This is a genomic window from Paraburkholderia sp. J69-1 (assembly GCF_905220255.1).
GTDB lineage: Bacteria > Pseudomonadota > Gammaproteobacteria > Burkholderiales > Burkholderiaceae > Paraburkholderia.
On record NZ_CAJMZG010000024.1, the window covers coordinates 92,495 to 114,860 of the forward strand.

The window sequence follows — 22,366 nt, forward strand, 5'->3', positions numbered from 1 at the left end:
TTTCACGTCAAACCAGTTCCCCGCGCCGCGAAGCAAAACTCAGCGCGAGCACCGCAAAAATCAGCACGCCCGTGGCCACCTGCTGCCAGTAAAAATTCCAGCCGATCAGCAGCAAGCCATTGGCCACAAGACTCAACAGCAGCACGCCCAGCAGCGTACCCGGCACATTGGGCCGCCGCGCGCGCGAAAGCGTGGTGCCGATAAAGGTCGCGCCAATCGCGTTGAGCAGATAGCCGTTACCGGCTTGCGGCACATACGCTTTCACCATCGACGAAAGCAGCAGACCCACGACGCCATAAATTAATGCGCCCGCAACGAAGGTCGCCACGATAATCGCCGCAACCGGCAGACCCGAATAACGCGCGACGCCCGGTTGCGTGCCGAGCGCCGCGCTGTGGCGCCCAAACACCGAATGCGCGAGCGCAACGTGCACGATCAGCGCGAGCACGGCCACGATCCACAGCGGCACTGGCACGTCCGCGAAAGTGCCGTGCGCGAGTGCGCCGAACAGCGCCGGCAGATCGACGCCGAGCAGATAGACCGGCTGCCCGCCGTCGGTGGCGAGTTGCTGCAAGGTCTGGCCGATGAACAGCGTGCCGAGCGTGGCGAGAAACGGCGCAATGCCCAGCCCCGAAACCAGCACGCCATTGAACACGCCCACCAGCAAGGCCGCAGCGAGCGCGGCCAGCGCCGCCAGCGGCACACCGACGTGATGCGCGCTCAGGATCACAAACACGAGACTGCTGACGTCGATCGCCGTGCCGATCGACAGATCGACCGCGCCAATCGACAACGCCAGCGTCATGCCCAGCGCGGCAATCGCCAGCAGGGCGAAGTTGTTGAGCAGGACATCGGCGAGATTGCCGGGCCGCGCGAAACCCGGCGAGCAAAGCGCGAAAAACACGCTGACGGCCAGCAAGGCGCCCGGTAGCGAAAAGCGCTGAACGCGCGCGAACCAATCAGTCATGAGCGTGAGTTCCGAGGTGACGGCGGCGCAGCAGCGCCGTCGTGGCGACGACGAACAGGATCAGCGCGCCTTCGACGCCATTGACCCAGTAGCTGGAGACGTTATCGAGCTGAAACCCGTTGCCGACGCCGCCGATAAAGAGCACCGCCAGCAGCGTGCCGGGCATGGTCGGCACCATGCGTCGCGAGAACACGACGCCGAGCAGCGCGGACGCCACCACGGCCAGCAGGTTTTCGCCCGCGCCGGGCGAACTGCCGCTCAGCAACGCCGACGAAGCCAGTGCAGCCAGCGCGGCCGCCAGCCCGCCGAGCAGATAGCTCGCGGCCACGTAGCCGCGCACGTTTAAACCCGCCGCGCGGGCGGCCTGCGCGTGTTCGCCGCTGGCGCGCAGGCGCAGCCCGAACGGCGTGTAGTGCACCAGCACCGTAAACACCGCGGCGACGGCTAGCAGCGCGGTGGCGAGATGCGCAATGCCGAACGTGCCTTCGTCGATCAGAAACGCCATTAGCGGCGAAGCCGCTGGCACCGAGGTGTTCTGCGTGAGCACGAGTTCGAGGCCAGCGCAGAGATTCATCGTCGTGAGCGTGGCGAGCAACGGCAGGATGCGCAGGCCGAGCACGGCAAAGGCGTTCAGCGCGCCGACCGCCACGCCCGCCGCCAGCGCGAATCCCACGGCCGCCGTGGCGGGCGCGCCCGCGCGCAGGGCAACGGCATGCACGGCGGCGCACAGCCCCATGTTCGCTGCGATCGAGAGATCGAGACCGCCTTTGATCGGATCGGCGCCGCCGCCGATCAGCACCGCCGTGAGGCCCAGACCAAGCACGCCGACCACGGCCGATTGCTGCACGATATTCGCGAGATTCGCGAGTGTCAGAAAGAGCGGCGAAGTGGCCGCGAAAACCGCGAATACCAGCGCGAAGGCCAGCACGGCGCCGCCGCGAACCCAGAATTGCGCGCTCGCACCGCCGCCGGGTTGCGTCGTGCCTGGATCAGCGCGATCGGCTGCATTTTTGGCAGGCAGCGCGTCGACGCGCCCGATTAGCTTGCCGGTCATGCCGCGCCCTCCTGTTTCGCTACGTCCGAATCCCCCGTGCGCGCGAGCGTGGCCCACGCCAGCAGATCCAGTGTCGTAACCGCATGTGATGGCACGTCCTGCACGATCGCGCCGCGCGCCAACACCAGCACGCGGTCGGTCACATCGAGCAGTTCGTGTAGGTCGCTTGAGAAAATCAGCACCGCCGCGCCTTGTGCGACCAAAGTGTCGATCAGCCGGTAGATATCCGCCTTCGCGCCGACATCGACGCCCACGGTCGGTTCGTCGAGGAGATAAATGGCGGCGCCGTCGACAGTCGCGCGGCCCAGCCACTTGCCGAGCGCCACCTTCTGCTGGTTGCCGCCCGACAGATGCCGCACCGGCGCCAGCGGGCCCGCCGTGCGCACGCCGAGCGTGTCGATCAGTGCGCGCGCTGCCGCCGTTTCGCGGCGCGTGTCGATCAGACCGAAGCGACTGAAACCGGCGAGGGCGGGCAGCGAAAGATTGTCGCGCACGGGCAGGGCAGTTGCCACGCCCTGACGACGGCGATCTTCGGGTACGAAGGCGATGCCTTTGCGCACCGCGTCGGCGGGACGACGCAGGCGCACGGTCTTGCCACGCACGCGCAATTCGCCCAGCACGCCGCGCTCCAGACCGAACAGACTGCGCACCAGCGGCTTGCCGCCCGAACCGACCAGCCCCGTCACGCCCAGCACTTCCCCACGCCGCAGCGTGAACGAAAGCGGCCCGAAGCGGCCCGGCGCATGCAGATCGCGCGCCTCCAGCACGACATCCTGCAACAACGACGCCGAGGCGCGGCGCGCACGCGCCGCGGGCTGCGCGCCGATCATCGCCGAAACCAGCGTTTCGATGGGCGCTTCGCGGGCGTCGACGTGTGCGACATCGGCGCCATCGCGCAGCACCGTCACGCCGTCGCACAGCGAAGTGATCTCGTTCAGATAGTGCGAAACATAGAGAATCGTCAGGCCGCGCGCACGCAGTTGATCGATGGTCCGCAGCAGGCGATCGACTTCGCGGCTTACGAGCGCGGCAGTCGGCTCGTCGAATACCAGAATGCGCGGCGAGCGGATCAGCGCGCGCGTGATCTGCACGATCTGCTGCTCGGCAACGCTGAGTTCGCCGATCAGTCGGTCCGGCGGCAAGGCGATGCCGAAATGTTCCCCCAGCGCCTCGATGGCACGCCGGCGCATGCGGCGCACATCGAGCGGGAGCAGGGCGCGAAGGGCGCGCGCGCGCGGTGCGACCGTGGGTTCGTCGTCGAGCGCGAGTGCTTCGGCCACGCTGAAGGTCGGCGACAGCAGCCGCTCCTGATGAATGAAAGCGATCCTGCTGCGCGCGCCGGCGTCGATCTGCACGCCATCGACACGAATCTCGCCCGCGTCCGCGCGCTCCAGCCCCGCGAGAATCTTGATGAGCGTGGACTTGCCCGCGCCGTTCTGGCCGATCAGGCCATGCACGGTGCCGTGTGCGGCGCTCAAGGACGCGCCGCGCAGCGCATGCACGCCGCCATACTGCTTCACGAGCCCGCGCAGTTCGAGCGCAGGCGCGCCGCCGTTCGATGTACTCATGCGAGCGTGCTCACTTCGACGCAAGCTGACCGGTCTGCGCGTCCTGGCCGAGCGTTTTCTGCACGTCGCCCGCGTTGTCCTTGGTCACGAGAATCGACGGCACATAGGTGTAGGGCGGCAGATTGCGCTCGCCGGCGAGATAGCGCGCGACATTGTCGACGGCCGTTTTGCCGATCAGCGCGGGCTGCTGCGCGACCACGGCGGCGGCGCTCGACTTCGGGTCCTTCACGAGCGTGACGACGTCCGGGCTGCCATCGACGGCATAGGTGCGGATCTCGTTGCGATGCGCCGCATCGACGGCCTGGGTCGCGCCCACTTGCGGCACGTCCCACGCCGCCCAGATCGCCGAAATTTGCCCCTTCGGATATTTCGCCAGCAACTGGCTCACCTGCGCGTAAGCGCTTTGCACGGTGTTCGGAATCACATCGCGCAACTCGGGCTCGATGATATGCACCTTCGGGTAGTACTTGAGCACCGCCTTCAGCTGGTCATAGCGGATTGCGCACACGGGGACGCCGTAAAAGCCGTTGAAAACGAGAATATTGCCTTCGCCGTGAATATCGTTGACGAGCTTGAGCGCCAGTTGCTCGCCGATAAAAAAGTTATCCGAAGTGGTGTCGTTCAGGCTCGACGGCGACGCCGTGTCGATCGTGAACAAGGGGATGCCGGCCTGGCGGATTTTCTGCAGCCACGGCTCCAGCACGGTCCCGGTGCCGAGCTGTTCGATGATGGCGTCGGGCTTCTGCGCGATCAGTGTCTGAATCTGCGCTATCTGGCGATTATCGTTACGCCCCGCATCGAGCGCGATGGGCGTGCCGCCCAAACGCTTCACCTCGTCGATGGCGCCTTGATAGGCCTTCAAATCCCAGTAATGATCGGTGCCGACCGCCGTGATGCCGATGCGCTTGCCTTTGAGCGAAGGCACATCGGCGTTGCCCTGGGCGTGCGCTGTGGCGCTGAAACCGGCCAGCGCGCCCAGCGTTGCGAATGCGATGGCGAAGGTGACGGCGAAGGTGACGGCACGCGCCGTGGCGGCGCGTTTGAAGGGGGCTTGCGGGTGGAGTGTCTCGTGGCTCATGTCGTCGTCGATTCGTTGTCACGGCGTTTCCGGCGGAAGGGCGGAAATCGCGCTGTGCTGCGAATCTAAACGGCACGAGCCTGCCGGTAAAACATTGAATCGAGCTAAGGATAGATCGCCCGACGTGGATTGCTTACAGGCGAATCCGCTCGTGGCGCGACCTCAGGCCTTCAGCCGATAACCGGTCTTGAAGATCCAGGCGGTAATGCCTAGAAAGAGCGCAAGAAATGCCGCCGTCATGCCCAGACTCACGCCGACCGCCACATCCGCGAGCCCATAAAAACTCCAGCGAAACGCGCTGATCAGATAGACGATAGGATTGAATAGCGTAATCACGCGCCAGGCCGGCGGCAGCATATCGACGGAATAAAAACTCCCGCCGAGGAAAGTCAGCGGCGTGATGATCAGCAGCGGCACGATCTGCAGCTTCTCGAAGTTATCGGCCCAGATGCCGATGATGAAGCCCAGCAGACTGAACGTGACCGCAGTGAGCAGCAGGAACAGCACCATCCACACCGGATGCAGGATCTGGACCGGCACGAAAAGCGCGGCCGTGGCGAGAATGATGAGCCCGAGCACGACCGATTTGGTGGCCGCCGCGCCCACATAACTGATCACGATTTCGAAGTACGACACCGGCGCGGACAGCAGTTCGTAAATCGTGCCCGTGAAGCGCGGAAAGTAGATGCCGAACGACGCATTCGAAATGCTCTGCGACAGCAGCGACAGCATGATCAGCCCCGGCACGATGAACGCCCCGTAACTCACGCCATTCACTTCCTTGATGCGCGAACCGATCGCGGAGCCAAACACAATGAAATAAAGCGAAGTCGAAATCACCGGCGCGACGATGCTCTGCATCAGAGTGCGCCGGGTGCGTGCCATTTCAAACCGGTAAATGGCGCGGATTGCGTGGATATTCATCGGGAAATCACCTGTTCCTTGCGGTCTTTACGACCGATTTTCTACGACTGGGGCGTGGCGGATTGCGGGACTTTGCTCACCAGGCTCACGAAAATGTCTTCCAGCGAACTCTGGCTCGTTTTCAGATCCGTGAAGCCGATGCCCGCGTCGCTCAGATCCTTGAGCAGTGTGATGATGTCGTTGCGCTCGTTCTCGGCGTCGTAGGTGTAGGTGAGTTCGGTGCCGCTGTCGGCCAGTTCGAGACGCCAGGCGGCGAGTTCAGGCGGAATCGCGCTCAACGGCGTGGGCAATTGCAAGGTCAACTGCTTGCGGCCGAGCTTGCGCATGAGCGCGTCCTTGCGCTCGACGAGCATGATCTTGCCCGCGTTGATTACACCGATCCGGTCGGCCATTTCTTCGGCTTCGTCGATATAGTGGGTCGTCAGGATGACCGTCACGCCGTTAGCCTTGAGGCCGCGGACGAGTTCCCACATATCGCGGCGCAGCTCGACGTCCACGCCTGCGGTTGGTTCGTCCAGAAACAGGATCTGCGGCTCGTGCGCGAGTGCCTTCGCAATCAGCACGCGGCGTTTCATCCCGCCCGACAGCGTGAGGATCTTGTTGTTACGCTTTTCCCACAGCGAGAGATCGCGCAGCACGCGCTCGACATAGGCGGGATTGGGCGGCTTGCCGAACAGACCGCGACTGAACGAGACGGTCGCCCAGACGGTTTCGAACGCGTCGGTTGTCAGTTCCTGGGGCACCAGGCCGATGAGCGAGCGCGCGGCACGGTAGTCGGTAAGGATATCGTGACCGGCAACACGCACATGACCTTCGCTGGCATTGACGATGCCGCAAATGATGCTGATCAGCGTGGTCTTGCCGGCGCCGTTCGGGCCTAGCAGCGCAAAAATTTCGCCGCGCTCGATATCCAGATTGATGCTCGTGAGCGCGTGAAATCCCGATGCGTAGACTTTCGAGAGATTCTCGACGGAGAGGATCGTTTGCATGTGCGAGACATTACCAGAATTGGGGATGAGGCATTGAAGTGGCCTGATCCTGCGGTTTTGGGTGTCTGGCTGGGGGTTATTTTGCCCCCGCCACTCGCAGGCCAGCGTCGGCCCGAAATCCGCATAACGCTCACGGATCAGTGCCAGCGCCCGCTGTGCCTTTCCGGGCGGCAACTGGTGATCGCCGGGACGACCACGTTGCCCGAGACCAGCCCGGCTACGCCCGCGGCCCGGTACCGCAGTACCAGCCGTTCAACCTGGCGCACGCTCAGGCCGAGCCTCTCAGCAGCGTGACTGGGCTTCAAACGCGTCTCGACCACCGCCTGGATCACCTTGAGTCGGTCATTGGGCAAAACACCTGAATGTGGTGGGGCACGGTAGCGCTAATGCCAGCATCAGGTCTTTGAGTCGCTCGGCTAGAACGTTCCGGGACGGATTCCAGGCACCTAGATTCCGCCTCTATCGTTGTCTATTTTCCTAAGCCGACAAGGCGCCGCGACGCTTCGACCTTCTTTGAAATGTGACTCCATGTGCTCTGACTGACTGGCATATTGCTGCCGACATTCTGGAGATGCCCTGCAGCCTCACATGCCTGATCGATAACTTGCTTGGCGGCATTCTGTCGAAGTCCAGCCTTCGCGGCAAGGTCGAGCAGGTGAGAGCGGCTAATTCGCATGGCTTCACCGCAGACGTCCATCTGGTGATAGCCCCCGGGCCCCTCGTTGAAAGTTAGATCGTATCCGGGAGCGACGCTCCATTGGCCGTCTTCGCGCAGCAGGAACGAGAGACTTTTTGAATGATCGTCACGATTGTAGAAGACAACGTTGAAGACGCAGCGGCGATACATTTCGAGCACCTCACGTTCATCGGCTGTGAGGAACCTGGTGAGACGGAGCACGGAAAGATAATCGAGCGTCGGATGCCGGAAATCTGCATGTGCCAGACCGGCTACCGTATGGATTGGCGCGCGCTTTCCGTTTGTTCTATCGAACCGTTCGATGCCAAATGCAGCCAGTTCATCTGACAGGCTAAAAAGATGTGTTTCCGGCATCTTAATACCTGCCAGCCGCGCCATGTCGGCATAGACAAATTCGATTGCGCAGGCCTCGGCCTGCTCGTTTTGCCCGGGGAATTTGACCAGCCAAGGGCTGCCGGGGGCATTTTCCGAAGTCGAGGTAACGTTCGCTTTGCGATCGAAGTTCACCCGGACCTTCGGGCGAGCGCCGTGGGGAGAGCCCCCCATCAACGCGAGTTCGCGCAGCATGTCTTCACTATCTCCAGCGAGTACACCGCGTACGCTCTGCGCGAGTTGGAGAAGCTCAACATCGTGTGCTTCCAGATGATCGGCGGACGCTGGCTCGAACACCAATGCGCCCATGGCATCCTCACCGATGAAGGCAAGCCGATCCAGCGGAGAGATCGTCGCGACATCGATGTTCATCTGACGAAAGAGCCTGTCCGTCAGTAACATACCCCAGCCGTCCGGCAGCGCATCGCTGACAAGTCCTGGCAAGCGCTGCTGATGAGAGGGGAACGCGCCGTAGGCGTCGCGCGATAGAGGAAGATGGTAAGGCGAGAGCTCAAGGCCATAAGCGAGCGCTGTTGGCGTGTACTGAAATAGCAGGCTCCGGCCATCATCGGCCAACTGGGCAAGTTCTACGCGTTCACCCCAGCCGGCATAGATCACGTTGAGCTTTTTCATTTCTTGTCCACTTTGCGACTGGCGCGGCGACGCTTTTGGCTGGCCGCCTCCATCTGCTCGATACTGACTGACTTCGTCACAAACACTGGCTCAAGTTGGTCAAGCATGCCGAGTGCGCCGGCCACACGTAACAGCACCTCCACGGTGACTAGTCCCGTTCGCTCCAGATTCTGCAGCGCGCCAAGGGACGCTCCGGCGCGAGCCGCCGTTTCGGCCTGCGTCAGATTGAGACTCAGCCTGCGATCGCGAATTCGGCGGCCGATCTCTCCTGCAACTTCTTGTGGCGTAGCCAATTTAAAGAGCATTAAAATATGTTTTATCGTGCTAAATTAGGTATAAAGATCATTGTAATAGATATTATTTTGTCGCGGCGTGAAGCCTTCCAACGACTTGCAAGGGCCAAATAGAGCCGCGACACGGCCCCCGAAAATTGTATTAAAGCGTCAGATCACCGCATCGGCTCGCCAGCTATCGCATAGAATGCAAGTTCGTCATCTGCTACTTCAGACGCTGGAAGCAAGGAGGTTGCCCCGACGTGCTCGATACGGACCGGTAGTTTGCGCGCTTTTCAAAAGCGGGTAGCATGACAAGTCACCGGTAAGCTTTGAGCGCGGCACCTGCCGTCCAGTTGCCGTGTCGAGAAGCTTAGTTTCACACCGTCTTTTTCAGTTCTGCTTCGGCAAACGCATCATATCGGCACATCGTTATGCGACCTGCACCGTCGGACCACACGACGTATCGCAGTAGAGCAGCTCATGCGTAACCGGCACATCTGCCAGCGCGCGTAAGCGATCCTTGATCGCTGAGTGCCGCGCCACCGCTCATTCTGGCGAGCCGCCTCGCTGCCTACGCGATCGCTGCGATTACCATTACACCCGTCGCGCTGAGTCCGCGACGACTCGCCGAATGGCATGCCTTTAACTCCGGCTTCTGCCACGCTCGCCAAGGCCAGGCGCGGCGGCCATATGGTGCGCGAACTGATCCGCACGCTGGCGGGCGGCGGAGGACATCGCGTAATCGTCGGCCCCCCTGAGCAGATTGCCGACGATAGCGAGCGCGGGTTCCAGGGCGAGGCCTTGCGCTGTTGGGGCGCGCAGTGGTGACTGCCCCCGATGCTGCGTAGTTGGTGGCCGCGTTTCCAATCATGAAATTATGCAAGTGATAAATGATATCGTGAGATAAACATATAAAAAGAGAATGATTCACACTGCCTGGGTTCGCCGCTAGTCTTGGCATCGACATCGCTAGCGAGGGACTATGGCACGCTCCACTATCACGTCGTTCCGTCTGCGCCGACGCATGCTCGGTGCGCTGGGCGCACTCGCTACCGCACCGGCAGCGGTGCTCTGCAATTCCACGGCCGGTCACGCTGCCGCTGCGCGCGACCTCACGGGCGTCACGCTCGTGCTGGGCGATCAGGCTGGTGGCCTGCGTGCGCTCGCCGAGGCGTCGCGCGTGCTGGACGGCACGCCTTACACGTACCGCTGGGCCAATTTCCAGGGCGCCGCGCCCCTGTTTGAGGCGCAGCGCGCCAATGCCGTCGATATCGCGCCCGCCGGAGATCTTCCGGTGCTTGCGGCGGCAACGGGCGACCCGTCGCTGCGCATCGTCGCCACGCGCGCCGGATCACCCACGCAGCTCGGCATCCTCGTGCCGCAGCATTCCGGCATAGGCAGCGTCGCACAGCTCAAAGGCCGTACTGTGTTCGTTTCGTCGGCGCGCGGCAGCATTTCGGAGTACCAGCTCGACGGCGCACTCGCCGAAGCGGGTCTAGCGCGCGCAGACATCCAGATCCGCTACATCCTGCCTGTGGACGCCTTCGCGGCTTTCGCGTCCGGGTCTATTGAGGCGTGGGCCACCTTCGACCCCTACTACGGCATTGCGGTTTCGCGCGGCGCGCGCGTGCTGCGCGACGGCACCGGCATCAATAGCGCACTGAGTTTCATCACAACGTCGGGCGCGGCGCACGCCGATCCCCTCAAGCGCGCCGCCATCGCCGACGTGCTGTTGCGTCTGCAACGTGCGGGCAACTGGGCGCTGGCCCATCCGCAGGCCTATGCCGAGGTGTACGGCAAGCTCACCCGCACGTCGCCTGACACGGCGCTCGTCATCACGCAACGCTCGGCGCTCCGGCAACGTTTCGTGACCTCGGGCGATATCGCCACGCTGCAGAAAGTGGCCGACGTCGCGGTACGAGACGGCATCCTGCCGCACGCGCTCGACGTGGCGGCACTCGCCGATACGCAAATCGGCATCGCCTGATAGATCATTCGGAGTCCGTATTCATGTCAACTCAAGCAGAAACCTCACCCGGCGCGTTGCCGGACGCGGCGCAGCGCAGGCCGTTTCGCCGCCCCGGTCGACATGGCGTCACAGGGGCGCTTGCCGCGCTCGGCTGGCTGGGCGCGGCGGCAGTCACACGCGTCTGGCCGAGCCTCGACGACTGGCCGCATACCGATGCGCTGCTCGCGCTCGAACTGCTACTGGCGCTGTTGTCATTGGCCCTGACATTGACGCTCACATTGGCTGCGCGCACGCGTCGCGTGCAGGTCGGCCCCCCGCGCGGCTGGCTGACGGTGGGCCCATGGCTGCTGGCGCTGGCGTTGGGTGTGAGTGCGTGGGAAATCGCCACGGCCAAGCTCGAATGGCTGCCGCGCCCGTTCTTTGCGCCGCCCGAGGCCTTGATCGCCGTCTTCTTCGACGATTACGCACGGCTCGCGTCCAGCGTCGCGCACTCGTTCGGGCTGCTGGTGTACGGCTATGCCCTCGGCGCGCTCACGGGCTTCGTGGTGGGGGTGAGCATCGGCTGGTCGCGCGCGGTGGGCTACTGGCTGCATCCGCTGCTGCGCCTGGTGGGGCCGCTGCCCGCCACCGCTTGGTTGCCGCTGGCGTTCTTCTTCTTTCCGTCAAGCTTCAGCGCGAGCGTGTTCCTGATCGCGCTGGCGTCTGCGTTTCCGGTGGCGGTGCTGACCTGGTCAGGCGTCGCGGGTGTCAACCCGGCGTTCTACGACGTCGCCCGCACGCTCGGTGCGCGTCCCGGTTTCCTGATTTTGCGCGTGGCGATTCCGGCCGCGCTGCCTTCGGTGTTCGTCGGCCTGTTCATGGGGCTGGGCGCGTCGTTTTCGGTGCTCATCGTCGCGGAAATGATGGGGGTAAAAGCGGGCCTGGGCTGGTACCTGCAGTGGGCCCAAGGTTGGGCTGCCTATTCGAATATGTACGCGGGCCTGCTGGTGATGGCGCTGATGTGTTCGGGTCTCATCACCTTGTTGTTCCGGGTGCGTGATCGTGTGCTTGGCTGGCAAAAGGGGCTGCTCAAATGGTGATCGCACAAGACGCGCTGAACGAAGCGCAGGCCGTACAGGCATCGTCGGGCAAGACGAAATGCGCGGGGGCGCGTATCGATATCCGCCATGTGAGCCACGGTTTCGCGCTGCGCGGCGATACGCTGCCTGTGCTCGACGACGTCAGCCTGAGCGTTGCGCCGGGCGAATTCGTCGCGCTGCTGGGGCCCAGTGGCTGTGGCAAATCCACCTTGCTGCGGCTCGTCGCGGGGCTGGAGACGCCCGACACCGGCACCGTCGAAGCCCGGGGCGTGGCGGTGCGCGCACCCAATCCCTCGCGCGTGCTGGTGTTTCAGGATCCGACGCTGTTTCCCTGGCGCACGGTGCGCGAGAACGTGGCGCTCGGGCCGCAGGCGCAAGGCGCGCGGACGGTCGATGTCGAGGCGCGCATCGACGCCGCGCTCGCGCGTGTTGGCCTCGCTGACTTCGCTCATGCCTGGCCGCATCAGCTATCGGGCGGCATGGCGCAACGCGCGGCGCTCGCGCGCGGTCTCGTCAATGATCCCGCCTTGCTTGCGCTCGATGAACCGTTCGGCAAGCTCGATTCGCTCACGCGCATGCGTATGCAGGCCGAACTGGTGGCGCTCTGGCAGCGCGAGCGCTTTTCGGTGCTGTTCGTCACGCACGACGTCGAGGAGGCGCTGGTGATGGCCAACCGCGTCGTGGTGTTCAGCGCACGGCCCGCGCGCATCGTCAGCGAAGTCCGCAACGACGCGCCGTACCCGCGCCATCGCGACGATCCCGCGCTGGTGGAGTTGCGCCGGGCCGTGCTCGCGCAGCTCGGACTCGAAGCCTGAAAACCTCTATCTACTTACACGGAACCGCCACACCTATGAATCCGCTTGCTTCGGATGTCCTCGACTCGCCATCCTCCCCGCAACGTCGCGACTGGCTGCGCAAGACCGCGCTCGCTACCGGTGCCGCTGCATTCGGCGGCCTCTCGTTTGGCTTGCCCGCGACTCGTGCATTGGCCGATGAGGGCGCGAAATCCCTCAAGCTTTCGTGGAATGCCGGAGCCATCTGCACCGCGCCGGTTCCCGTCGCGCTGACCCAGGGCTTTTTTCGCAAGCGCGGGCTGGACGTCGAACTCGTCAACTTCTCCGGCTCGACCGACCAGTTGCTGGAGGCCATTGCCACCGGCAAGTCGGATGCGGGCGTCGGCATGGCGCTGCGCTGGATCAAGCCGCTGGAGCAGGGCTTCGACGTCAAGCTCACTGCGGGCATTCACGGCGGCTGCATGCGCCTGCTTGCCACGAAGAGCTCCGGCATCGTCGATCTCGCGGGCCTCAAGGGCCGCACGGTGGGGGTGAGCGATATGGCGAGCCCGGCCAAGAACTTCTTCGCCATTACGCTCAAGAAGATCGGCGTCGACCCGGATGCGGACGTGCGCTGGCGTCAGTACCCGGCCAACCTGCTCGGCGAGGCCCTCAAGAAGGGCGAAGTGCAGGCGATCGCCGACGGCGACCCGACCATCTGGACGCTGCGCGAATCGGATCATCTCTACGAGGTGTCGAACAATCTGTGCGGCGAGTACGCGAATCGCGTGTGTTGCGTGCTGGGCGTGCGCGGCACGATGGTGCGCAAGGATCGCGCGACCACGCAGGCGCTTACCGCTGCCTTGCTGGAAGCGACCGAATGGAGCGCGAACCACCCGGACGAAGCTGCCCGCGTGTTTTCGGCCTACGCGCCGAAGGCGGACATAGGCCAGCTCACGGCCATGCTCAAGAGCCACACAGACCATCATCATCCGGTGGGCGACGCGTTCCGCAAGGAGATCGCCCTGTACGCAGACGATCTCAAGACCGTGGGCGTGCTCAACGCGAGCACCGATTCGAACCGTTTTGCGTCGCGCGTTTTCGCCGACGTGTTGGCCTGAGCGTCATCCGGGTTGCTCGCCGCGTCACTCCGGGCGCGGCGAGCAACCCGGATGCGAAGCTCAGGCCGCCCGCAGCGCGGCTTCTTCCTTTGCGACGGCGGCGCGCACGAGCGGCAGCAGATCGCGGCCATAGGCGAGCGCATCTTCCAGCGGATCGAAGCCGCGAATCAGGAACGTCGAGACCCCCAGCTTGCGGTATTCGAGCAGCGCATCCGCCACCTGCTGCGGGGTGCCCACGAGCGCCGTCGAATTTCCGGCGGCGCGCGTGAGCGCCGTGATGCCAGTCCACAGGCGCGCATCGACGACCAGGCCTTTGGCGGCTTCGGCCAGCAGGCGCTGCGAGCCGGTGTTTTGAGGTTCTTTGGGGCGGCGCGTGAAATTGGGCGAGCGGGCCACCACGTCCTGGGCACGCGCGAGGATGGACTCGGCGCGTGCCCAGGCGGCGTCTTCAGTGGCGGCGAGGATCGGCCGCAGCGAGAGGCTGAAGCGGATCGTCTGCGCGCGGCCATGCAGGGCGGCCGCGGCGCGCACGCGCGCAATGGTGTCGCGTACGGCGTCGAGCGATTCGCCCCACAACGCGTACACGTCGGCGTGTTTGCCCGCCACCGCGATGGCCGCGTCCGACGAGCCTCCGAAATACACAGGCAGATGCGGCCGTTGCAAGGGCCTGAGCTGCGAACGATGTGCAGCGACACGGTAGAACTCGCCCTCATGATCGAAAGGCGCGTCGCTGGTCCAGGCGCGCTTGACGAGGTCCAGGTATTCGTCCGTACGGCGGTAGCGCGCGTCATGCGTGAGCCAGTCGCCGTCGCGTTGCTGCTCGGTGTCGTCGCCGCCGGAGATGATGTGCACGGCGGCGCGGCCCGCGCTGAAGTGATCGAGCGTCGCGAGCTGGCGCGCGGCCAGCGTCGGCGCGACGAAGCCGGGGCGATGCGCCAGCAGGATGCCAAGCCGCTGTGTCTGGTGCGCGACGAACGAGGCGATCTGCAGGCCGTCGGGCGATGCGCTCGAATGCGCGATCAGCACGCGATCGAAGCCGCCATACTCGTGCGCGTGCGCGACCGAGGCAATCCACGGCGGATTGACGGCCGCGCCTTTGGGCAGATGAATTTCGCTGGACTCCTGATGGCTCACGTAGCCGATGAATTCGACGCTCATAGCAAGGCTCCTTTATCGATAGCGCAATGGTGTGTCGGGCAACGCTGCGGCCCCGTTGGGCGAAGCGAAGGCTGCCCGCCCGAGATTGCCGAGCACGACGTCGTTCTGCGGGGTGTGGATGCGTGCGCACAGGACGTCGCGGTAATGGCGCTCAAGCGCGTTGTCGCGGCTCAGGCCTGGGTTGCTGCTCGCCTCCAGGGCGATTTCGACGGCGTCGATCGCGTGTCGGCTGACCAGGTACTTGAGCGTCTGCGCTTCGGAGGGGGCCACGCCACCGCTCGTGCCCGCGTCGAGCAGCACGCGGTTGGCGAGCAGCAGGGCGTCGATGCGCCCCACCGTCTGCTGGAAGGTATCGAGGCTCGCGAGCGGCGCATTCAGACCCGTCGGCACGCGATGTGCGGCCCAGTCCACGAACCAGTCGCGCGCGGCGCGCGCCACGCCGTCGTAGATCGCGGGCAGCAGCACGTTCATCCAGAGCGCGGTTTCCGGATCCATGCCGTTAGCGGGGCCGGGCGGTTGCAGATCGACGGCCTGGTCGAGCGGTACTTCGACGTTCTCGAAGATCACTTCATGGCTGCCTGTGGCGCGCATGCCCAGATGATTCCAGGGCTTGCCGAAGCGGACGCCGGGCGAGTCGCGATGCACAAGCCAGGCGCCGACGCGCGGCTCGGCCTCGTCAGTGCGGCCCCAGACCGCGAACCAGGTGAGCCCGGGACTGCCGGTCGAATAGAGCTTGTGGCCGTTCAGGATCCAGCGCGCGCCGTCCTGACGCGCAACCGTCGCCGGGAGTCCGCCGCGAGAAGGCGAGCCGAGTTCCGGCTCGACGCGCAGCGAGTTGATGAGCGCGCCATGTTCGACGGCCTCGCGCGCGATGCGCGTCTTGAGCGCTACAGGCCAGTTGGGGTTGACTTGCAGGCGCAGATGGTAGAGGCACTGCATGACGAAGACGAGTGCCGTGGACGGCTCGCCGCGCGCGATCGCGCGCACTACGCGCAGGGTTTGCGCGAGCGTGGCTTCACGCCCGCCGAGGGCGCGCGGCACCGTCAGCGCCAGCAGACCGGCGCGCCGCAGCCGCGCGAGATTGTCGTGCGGAAAATGCGGGCCGGCGTCGAGCGCGGCCGCGCCGCGCGCGAAGTCCTCGCTCAATGCGCCTAGCCATGCCTGGGCGGCGGGCGAGTCGAGATCGGCGAGCGCCTGGAGGGCGTCAGCGTCGCGTTCGCGGTCGTGCTGACGTTGCGCGGCGCGATCGGCGGCGCCGAGCACGGTGTCGGGCGGTCGGTGGGTCATGGGCGTCGGTTCTGTTCGATGGGGCCGTGGCGTGGTGAGCCCGCTCAGGGCGCGGCGCTCGAGAACTGCTTGTCGAAGCTCGGCGCAACGTCCAGGCGCGTGCGGATCACGTCGGCGCGGTGATAGAGGTCGGCGGTGCGCTGCTGCTCGGCGATCACGCCATCGTCGATCGGCACCGGATGCCACTGGCCGCGCTGATAGACGGTGGTGAGCACGTCCGCGGGCAGGCCGGTCGCTCTGGACTGGATCGCTGCGACTTCGGCCGGATGGTTCAGCGCCCAGCGTTGCGCAGCGGCGACGCGGCGCAGGAAATCAGCGAGCTCGGCGTGCTTGTCGTGGATCGCGGCATCGGTGGCCGCTTCGAAGCTCAACCCCGACGACACGCCCACGCCGTTGGCGATGCTGCGCGTATGGTCGCGCGCCTCAGCGAGCGCCACGTAGGGATCCCAGGTGGCCCAGGCGTCGACGCTGCCCGAGGCCAGCGCGGCACGCGCATCGGCGGGCTGCATGAAAGACCACGTCACGTCGGTCAGCTTGAGGTTCGCGCGCTCCAGCGTGGCAACCGCAAGATAATGACCAATTGAGCCGCGCGTGGTGGCGATGCGCTTGCCCTTCAGGTCGGCCGCGCTGTGAATCAGCGACTTGCCCGGCACGACGACGGCCAGATCGACCGGGCTGTAGCGCACTGCGGACACCGCGCGGATTTTTGCGCCCGCCGCGTAGGCGAAGATTAGCGGCGCGTCGCCCAGCCCGCCGACGTCGATGGCGCCCGCATTGAGCGCTTCACCTAGCGGCTGCGCGGCCGGGAAGTTGAACCACTGGATCTCATAGGGCACGTCCTTGAGCTGCCCCGAGGCTTCGAGGATGCCACGCGTCTGCAACTGCTGGTCTCCCACCTTGAGCGTGGCGGCGCTCGCGCACAAGGGCAGCGCGACGGCGAACGCGAGCAGCGTGCGCGACAGGCGTTGCGGCCAGCCTGGGTGTGAAGAAGTGCGGGTGGCAGTACGGCGCATGAACAGTCCTCGATCGAAAGGCAAAAGCACACGATACGGAGCGAATCACCATAAGGCAAACGCATTGTTCTTCCATACAAATATGCAAATGTGGAATGGCAAGGCTTGAAGGAAGCGTCGTAAAGGCGCTAAGCTGGACACTCGTTTGCCGTGCGCGCCGTGTCATGCCGTGTCGTGCCATGCTGCGCCGCGCGGATCCAACCAGGCTCATTCAGGCTTGCAGCCAGAACAACACACATGAAACTCGACGAAATCGAAGCCTTTGTCGCCGTGGTGCGCAGCGCGTCGCTGAGCCAGGCCGCGGCGGGGCTCGACCTCACGCAGCCGGCCGTCACGCGGCGCATCCAGAATTTCGAGGAAGCGCTGGGCGTCGAACTGCTCGACCGCAACACCAAGCCGCTGCGCACCACGCCGATGGGCCGCGCCGTGTACGACCAGTGCCGCGCGATCCTGCGCGAGATGGACGCGCTGCGTCAGCTGGTCAACGACGGCGCGCCGCTGGCGGGCGTGCTGCGCCTGGGTGTCGCGCAGACGGTCGCCGACATCGCGATGCTCGACGCGCTACACGTGCTGCGCGAGGCGCATCCCGAACTGCAGGCGCGCGTGAGCACCGGTTGGGGCGCGCCACTGCTGCAAAAGGTAGAAGACGGCGAACTCGATGCCGCCGTAGCGCTGCTGGCGGCCAATCGCACGTTGCCGGAAACACTGGCGGGCGAATCGCTCGGTTCGCTCAAGCTGGCGGTTGTGGCGAAGAAGGGGCTGCTCAAGCGGCGCGCGCATACGCTGGCGGAATGCCAGGCGCACGGCTGGGTGCTCAACCCGGATGGTTGCGGTTTTCGCGCGGGCCTGCAACATGCGCTTGCGGCGCAAGGGCACTCGCTCAAGCTCAACCTCGAAACGCTCGGCACCGAACTGCAATTGGGGCTGGTGGCCGACGGCGTGGGGCTCGGACTGGTGCCCCAGCCGCTGGTGGCGTCCAGCGCCTGGGCCGAATCGCTCGACGTCGTGCAGGTCAGCGACTTCAAGCCGGAAATCGCCGTGTGGGTGGTGCGCTCGCGCGCCATCGGCAAGATGGAGTCGGCGCTCGCGGTGCTGGCGCAGAGCGTGGCGGGTAGTTTCAAGGCGGTCCGCGTCGCGCGCGCGGCCTGATTCCAGGCACGCCGCGCGCGAGGCCTGGCCGCTTTCACGCTTTGGCAAATTGGCGCATTGGCGCTTCGGCGTTCAGACCGTGAAAAAGCCGTGCGTGCCGTCGCGGCCAAGTTGCTCGACGAGGCCGAACTCCCATTCGAGGTAGGCATTCATCGCTTCACGCGCATTGTCGGTGCCCTCGTAGGGACGCCGGTAGCGGTCGATGCGCGGCGAGGCAAGTTGCGCGTCGCCGCTTTCGACGGGCAAGCCGGCGCGCTGCCAAGCGGCGGTGCCGCCGTCGAGCACTTCGACTGGCTTGCCGGTGAGCGCGGCGATTTCGGGCGCGGCAAACGGTGCGAGCGCGTTCGTCATGCAGACCGCCACGTAGCGCTTCGCATCCGGCAGCGCGCGCAGATCGTCGAAGCCCGGCGCGAGATGCGAGCGCAACGTCCACCACGCGCCGGGGATATGCGCCTTCACATGATTTGCGCTCGACGTGAAATCGAGTACCACGGTGCCGTGATCGGGCTGCTCGAGGCGTGCGGCGAGCGCTTCGGGCGTGATTGAGGCGATGGTTTGCGGCGATGGTTTGGGTGCACGCCACGGGCCTGTTTCGCTGAGCGCATCGGTATTCGCCGAATCGACCACATAGACTTCGATATTCATCTGCGCAAGCCACGACGCCGTCATGTTGGCACGCACGCCATCGTCATCGAACAGCACCACACGCGCGCCTCGCACCGGCGCGAACATCTCCGTTTCCTGCACCAGTTGCCCACCCTGCGCGCCCTGAAAACCGGGCGGATGCGCGCGCTCGTACTCGGCGGGCGTGCGAACATCGAAGCGATAAGTGGTGCGCGTGGCGGCCTTCGCCTGTTCGGCGGCCCAGCGCGCGGCCTCGTCGAGGGTGGTGCGCCGCACGCCCGCGCGATCGGCGAGCGCGCGCGCCGCTTCGCGTGACTGTGCGAGCGTGGCCGGATCGCGGCCGGCTTCGGCGTCGAACTGGCGCGCCGCGCCATGCTCCAGCGTCTGCCCGGCGAGCGTCCAGCCGATCGTGCCATTACGCAGCGCCGCCACCGGATTCGGCAACCCCGCATTGACGAGCGACTGCGTGCCGATGATGCTGCGCGTGCGGCCCGCGCAGTTGACGATCACGCGCGTAGCCGGGTCTGGCGCGAGCGCGCGGGCGCGCAATGCCAGCTCCGCCCCCGGAACGCTGACGCTGCCGGGAATGTTCATGGTCTGATATTCGTCGAAACGACGCGCGTCGAGCACGACCACGGGCGCGTCGCCCGTCAGCAGCGCCTGCACTTCCTCGGCGCTCAGTGATGGCGTGTGGCGCTCGGCTTCGACGTATTCGCCGAAGGCCTTGCTTGGCACATTGACGTCGCGGAACACTTCGCCGCCCGCGCGAACCCAGCCCGCCAGGCCGCCTCCGAGCAACGCGACGTCGGTATAGCCGAGTGCATCGAATTTGAGCGCCGCGCGCGCGGCAAAACCTTCGCCGTCGTCGAGCAGCACGATGGGCACATCGCGGCGCGGCAGCTTCGTCCAGGCATCGAGTTCGATCTTCGCGAGCGGCAGATTGGCCGCGAACAGCGGATGGCTTTGCGCGTGCGTATCTTCTTCGCGTACGTCGAGCAGGGCGATTTCGCGGCGGGCGAGCAGGGCGTCGCGCACGTCCTGATACGAGCGCGTGGGAAATGACTTCATGAGGCGATGGATTCCTTGCTGAGATCCCAGAGATTCGGGAGGACGTCGTTCGAATAGCCGGAAATAAAGGGCTTCGGCGCGCCATTGGCGGGGTAGGTCGAGCGCTGGATCGCGCCGATGTTGCCGCCATAGACGTGGACGCTGATCGACACCTGGTCGTCGTACGCGTTGCGCACACGATGGATGTCGCCGATGGTGGGCGAGACCGCTTCCACCGCGCCACGTCCGAGGCGCGTTTCGGGGCCGTGTGGGTGCAGCACGCCGTCGGCGCCGCGCACATAAGGCTGGGCATATTCCGCGCCGCGCAGTACGCCAATGAGGCCCCAGACCGTATGATCGTGCACCGGCGTCTGTTGCCCCGGCCCCCAGACGAAACTGACTACGGAGAAGCGCTGGCGCGCGTCGGCGTGCAGCAGATATTGCTGATAGCGCTCGCGCGAGGGCACGGCGTAGGCGTCGGGCAGCCAGTCGTCCTCGCTTACGAGTTCGCGCAGTGCATCGAGGCCGCGCGCAATCAGTTCGGATTCCTGCGAAAATCCGCGCGACGGCCGATCGACCAGTTCCGCAATGGTGCCGACGAAGCGGCGCAGTTTGTGGAGCGCCATCAGTCGAGCAACTCCCGTTCGCGCTCGACGAGGCCTGCGTAAAGGCTGTCAAATGCATGGCGCGCGCTGCCCGGTCGGCCCACCTGGTCATGCGTGAGCGTGGCGGTGGGATGCTCGATGGGCTGGGGCTTGCCAGCAGCTTCGGCCAGCAGTTGCGCATGGCAGGCGTTGTCCAGCGCGATGTACCACCATGCCGCGGCTTCGACACTTGGCCCCGCTGTGAGGATGCCGTGGTTCTTCAGAATGACCGCCTTGCGCTTGCCGAGCGCATGCGCAATGCGAGCGCCTTCGTCGGTGTCCAGCACCACGCCGCGAAAGTCGTCGAACAGCGCATGATCCTCGTAGAACGAGCAGGCATCCTGGGTGAGCGGATCGAGCGTGCGGCCTAGCGTAGACCACGCCTTGCCGTAAAGCGAATGCGTGTGCGCGGCGGCAACAACATCGGGACGCGCTTCGTGAATCGCCGCGTGGATCGCGAAAGCAGCCTGATTTACGGGGCCTTCGCCCACGACGATCTCGCCGTGGCGGTTCACCAGCAGCAGATCGGACACGCGGATGCGGCCGAAATGCAGGCCGAGCGGGTTGACCCAGAAGTGATCGTGCCATTCGGGGTCGCGCGCCGTGATGTGGCCCGCCAAACCCTGATCGAAGCCGAAGCGCGCGAACAGCCGGAACGCGCCGGCCAGGCGAGCCTGGCGATGACGCCGTTCTTCGGCGACCGTGCGCGCGGGTTCTGCGTCGTCGTCGAACCAGAACTTGCGGATAGGGGCGTGCCGGAAGTCCGCCGGTGCGGCGTCGCTGGCTTGATTGCTGCGGGAATGGGTGAGGATCGCGCTCATGTCGTTCCTTGTTTTCGGGGGCGTTTTTTGCAGCGTTCAGGCGGCGGCTCGCACGTCGCCAGTGAGTTCGCGCGTGGCGGGAATCAGCATGCGGCCGTAGTCGACTGCATCTTCCAGCGGATCGAAACCGCGAATCAGGAACGTGGTGACACCAATCGCATGATATTCGGCAAGCGTCTGTGCGACCTGTTCCGGCGTACCCACCAGCGCGGTCGAATTCGATCGGCCGCCGATCTCCTTCGCCACCGCGGTCCACAAACGGTCGTCCGCACGCACGCCGTCACCGGCTGCGCCCAGCAGGCGACGCGCCCCTTCGCTTTCGAGCGGGCCGCCCTTGACGAGACCTTGGGCCGCGCGCAGGCGGCGCGTCTCGTTGAGGATGTGCTCCGCGCGCTCCCACGCGGCTTTTTCGGTATCGGCGAGGATCGGCCGGAACGAGACGGAGAATCGCAACTCGCGGCCGTGTTTCGCGGCTTCGGCGCGCACGCGGGCGATCAGGTCGGCCACGCCCTGTTTCGATTCGCCCCACAGCGCGTACACGTCGGCATGCTTGCCGGCAACCGGGAGCGCCGCCGGCGATGCACCGCCGAAATAGATCGGCACATGCGGCTGCTGCCGCGGCTTGACTTCCGAGAACGCCTGCTCGAAGCGATAAAAGCGGCCTTCGTGGTCGAATGGCTTGTCTTCGGTCCAGACGCGCTTGAGCACCTGGAGGTATTCGTCGGTGCGCGCGTAGCGTTCGTCGTGGCTCAGGAAATCGCCGTCGCGGCGCTGGTCTACATCGCTGCCGCCTGAGATGAAATGCACCGCCAGGCGGCCACCGGAAAAGTGATCGAGCGTGGCTAGCTGACGCGCGGCCAGCGTGGGGGCCACGAAACCGGGACGATGCGCGAGCATGAAATGTACGCGCGAGGTGACGCTTGCGGCGTACGCGATCGTGAGCGCGGCATCGGGGCTGCTCGAGCTATGCGGCACCAGGATGCGATCGAAACCCGCGCGTTCGTGCGTCTGGGCGAAATCGCGAACGTAATCGATGTCGATGGCGGGGCCCGTCGCCTGGTGGGTCTCCGACACCTTGCGCTGCTGGATCATCCCGATGAATTCGATGCTCATGATGGCTCCTG

General features: G+C 65.2%; 20 protein-coding genes and 2 pseudogenes. 6 read left to right on the forward strand and 16 right to left on the reverse strand.

Translation table 11 applies throughout. The features are described 5' to 3' along the window. Positions 1–7: 7 nt before the first annotated feature. From U5A67_RS33265 to U5A67_RS33305, 9 genes and pseudogenes are all read right to left on the reverse strand, one after another. The gene (locus U5A67_RS33265; protein ID WP_321817664.1) at positions 8–967 is read right to left on the reverse strand and encodes an ABC transporter permease; all 960 of its coding nucleotides are present in this window, start codon (positions 965–967) and stop codon (positions 8–10) included. Then, entirely contained in the window at positions 960–2,021 is a 1,062-nt protein-coding gene (locus U5A67_RS33270) for an ABC transporter permease (RefSeq protein WP_321817665.1), read from the reverse strand. The genes U5A67_RS33265 and U5A67_RS33270 overlap by 8 nt, the downstream gene beginning before the upstream one ends. Then, positions 2,018–3,589 (reverse strand): sugar ABC transporter ATP-binding protein, encoded by a 1,572-nt coding sequence (locus U5A67_RS33275; protein ID WP_321817666.1) that lies wholly within the window; start codon positions 3,587–3,589, stop codon positions 2,018–2,020. The genes U5A67_RS33270 and U5A67_RS33275 overlap by 4 nt, the downstream gene beginning before the upstream one ends. Before the next feature lie 10 nt (positions 3,590–3,599). After that, the gene (locus U5A67_RS33280) at positions 3,600–4,667 is read right to left on the reverse strand and encodes a sugar ABC transporter substrate-binding protein (protein WP_321817667.1); all 1,068 of its coding nucleotides are present in this window, start codon (positions 4,665–4,667) and stop codon (positions 3,600–3,602) included. 162 nt (positions 4,668–4,829) lie between these two features. Continuing rightward, positions 4,830–5,591 carry an ABC transporter permease gene (locus U5A67_RS33285; protein ID WP_205983572.1) on the reverse strand — a complete coding sequence of 254 codons (762 nt, stop codon included), beginning with the start codon at positions 5,589–5,591 and terminating at the stop codon, positions 4,830–4,832. A gap of 41 nt (positions 5,592–5,632) precedes the next feature. Continuing rightward, entirely contained in the window at positions 5,633–6,580 is a 948-nt protein-coding gene (locus tag U5A67_RS33290) for an ABC transporter ATP-binding protein (RefSeq protein WP_321817724.1), read from the reverse strand. A 93-nt stretch (positions 6,581–6,673) separates the two neighbouring features. Then, positions 6,674–6,933 (reverse strand): annotated as a pseudogene (locus U5A67_RS33295) (helix-turn-helix domain-containing protein); the annotation flags it as partial. 116 nt (positions 6,934–7,049) lie between these two features. Further along, positions 7,050–8,282: a type II toxin-antitoxin system HipA family toxin gene (locus tag U5A67_RS33300; protein WP_321817668.1), complete on the reverse strand. Its 1,233-nt coding sequence runs from the start codon at positions 8,280–8,282 to the stop codon at positions 7,050–7,052. Then, a complete protein-coding gene (locus U5A67_RS33305; protein ID WP_321817669.1) occupies positions 8,279–8,587 on the reverse strand; it encodes a helix-turn-helix transcriptional regulator in 309 nt (102 codons plus the stop codon). The genes U5A67_RS33300 and U5A67_RS33305 overlap by 4 nt, the downstream gene beginning before the upstream one ends. Before the next feature lie 627 nt (positions 8,588–9,214). On the opposite strand from U5A67_RS33305, the pseudogene U5A67_RS33310 reads away from it, so the two are divergent. From U5A67_RS33310 to U5A67_RS33330, 5 genes and pseudogenes are all read left to right on the forward strand, one after another. Next, a pseudogene (locus U5A67_RS33310) lies at positions 9,215–9,358 on the forward strand (LLM class flavin-dependent oxidoreductase); the annotation flags it as partial. A gap of 181 nt (positions 9,359–9,539) precedes the next feature. Continuing rightward, a complete protein-coding gene (locus tag U5A67_RS33315) occupies positions 9,540–10,544 on the forward strand; it encodes an ABC transporter substrate-binding protein (protein ID WP_321817670.1) in 1,005 nt (334 codons plus the stop codon). Between the two features lie 23 nt (positions 10,545–10,567). Next, positions 10,568–11,605 carry an ABC transporter permease gene (locus U5A67_RS33320; RefSeq protein ID WP_321817671.1) on the forward strand — a complete coding sequence of 346 codons (1,038 nt, stop codon included), beginning with the start codon at positions 10,568–10,570 and terminating at the stop codon, positions 11,603–11,605. Then, entirely contained in the window at positions 11,599–12,420 is an 822-nt protein-coding gene (locus U5A67_RS33325; RefSeq protein ID WP_321817672.1) for an ABC transporter ATP-binding protein, read from the forward strand. Before U5A67_RS33320 ends, U5A67_RS33325 begins: the two co-directional genes overlap by 7 nt. A 35-nt stretch (positions 12,421–12,455) precedes the next feature. Next, a complete protein-coding gene (locus U5A67_RS33330; protein WP_321817673.1) occupies positions 12,456–13,499 on the forward strand; it encodes an ABC transporter substrate-binding protein in 1,044 nt (347 codons plus the stop codon). Between the two features lie 60 nt (positions 13,500–13,559). Here the strand turns inward: U5A67_RS33330 and U5A67_RS33335 are convergent, their stop codons facing one another. Genes U5A67_RS33335 through U5A67_RS33345 form a run of 3 tightly spaced genes read right to left on the reverse strand, consistent with a single transcriptional unit; the run spans position 13,560 to position 16,957 of the window. Continuing rightward, positions 13,560–14,657 carry an LLM class flavin-dependent oxidoreductase gene (locus U5A67_RS33335; protein WP_321817674.1) on the reverse strand — a complete coding sequence of 366 codons (1,098 nt, stop codon included), beginning with the start codon at positions 14,655–14,657 and terminating at the stop codon, positions 13,560–13,562. 12 nt (positions 14,658–14,669) lie between these two features. Then, the gene (locus U5A67_RS33340) at positions 14,670–15,944 is read right to left on the reverse strand and encodes an acyl-CoA dehydrogenase family protein (protein ID WP_321817675.1); all 1,275 of its coding nucleotides are present in this window, start codon (positions 15,942–15,944) and stop codon (positions 14,670–14,672) included. A 44-nt stretch (positions 15,945–15,988) separates the two neighbouring features. Further along, positions 15,989–16,957 carry an ABC transporter substrate-binding protein gene (locus U5A67_RS33345; RefSeq protein WP_321817676.1) on the reverse strand — a complete coding sequence of 323 codons (969 nt, stop codon included), beginning with the start codon at positions 16,955–16,957 and terminating at the stop codon, positions 15,989–15,991. A 237-nt stretch (positions 16,958–17,194) separates the two neighbouring features. Here U5A67_RS33345 and U5A67_RS33350 point away from each other — a divergent pair, with 237 nt between their 5' ends. Further along, entirely contained in the window at positions 17,195–18,106 is a 912-nt protein-coding gene (locus tag U5A67_RS33350; protein ID WP_321817677.1) for a LysR family transcriptional regulator, read from the forward strand. Positions 18,107–18,178: 72 nt separating this feature from the next. Here the strand turns inward: U5A67_RS33350 and U5A67_RS33355 are convergent, their stop codons facing one another. Genes U5A67_RS33355 through U5A67_RS33370 form a run of 4 tightly spaced genes read right to left on the reverse strand, consistent with a single transcriptional unit; the run spans position 18,179 to position 22,355 of the window. After that, a complete protein-coding gene (locus tag U5A67_RS33355; protein ID WP_321817678.1) occupies positions 18,179–19,798 on the reverse strand; it encodes a rhodanese homology domain-containing protein in 1,620 nt (539 codons plus the stop codon). After that, positions 19,795–20,403 carry a cysteine dioxygenase gene (locus tag U5A67_RS33360; RefSeq protein WP_321817679.1) on the reverse strand — a complete coding sequence of 203 codons (609 nt, stop codon included), beginning with the start codon at positions 20,401–20,403 and terminating at the stop codon, positions 19,795–19,797. Before U5A67_RS33360 ends, U5A67_RS33355 begins: the two co-directional genes overlap by 4 nt. After that, on the reverse strand, positions 20,403–21,242 hold the full coding sequence (locus U5A67_RS33365) for a class II aldolase/adducin family protein (protein WP_321817680.1): 840 nt from the start codon (positions 21,240–21,242) through the stop codon (positions 20,403–20,405). Before U5A67_RS33365 ends, U5A67_RS33360 begins: the two co-directional genes overlap by 1 nt. A gap of 36 nt (positions 21,243–21,278) precedes the next feature. Further along, a complete protein-coding gene (locus U5A67_RS33370) occupies positions 21,279–22,355 on the reverse strand; it encodes an LLM class flavin-dependent oxidoreductase (protein ID WP_321817681.1) in 1,077 nt (358 codons plus the stop codon). Between the last annotated feature and the right edge of the window lie 11 nt (positions 22,356–22,366).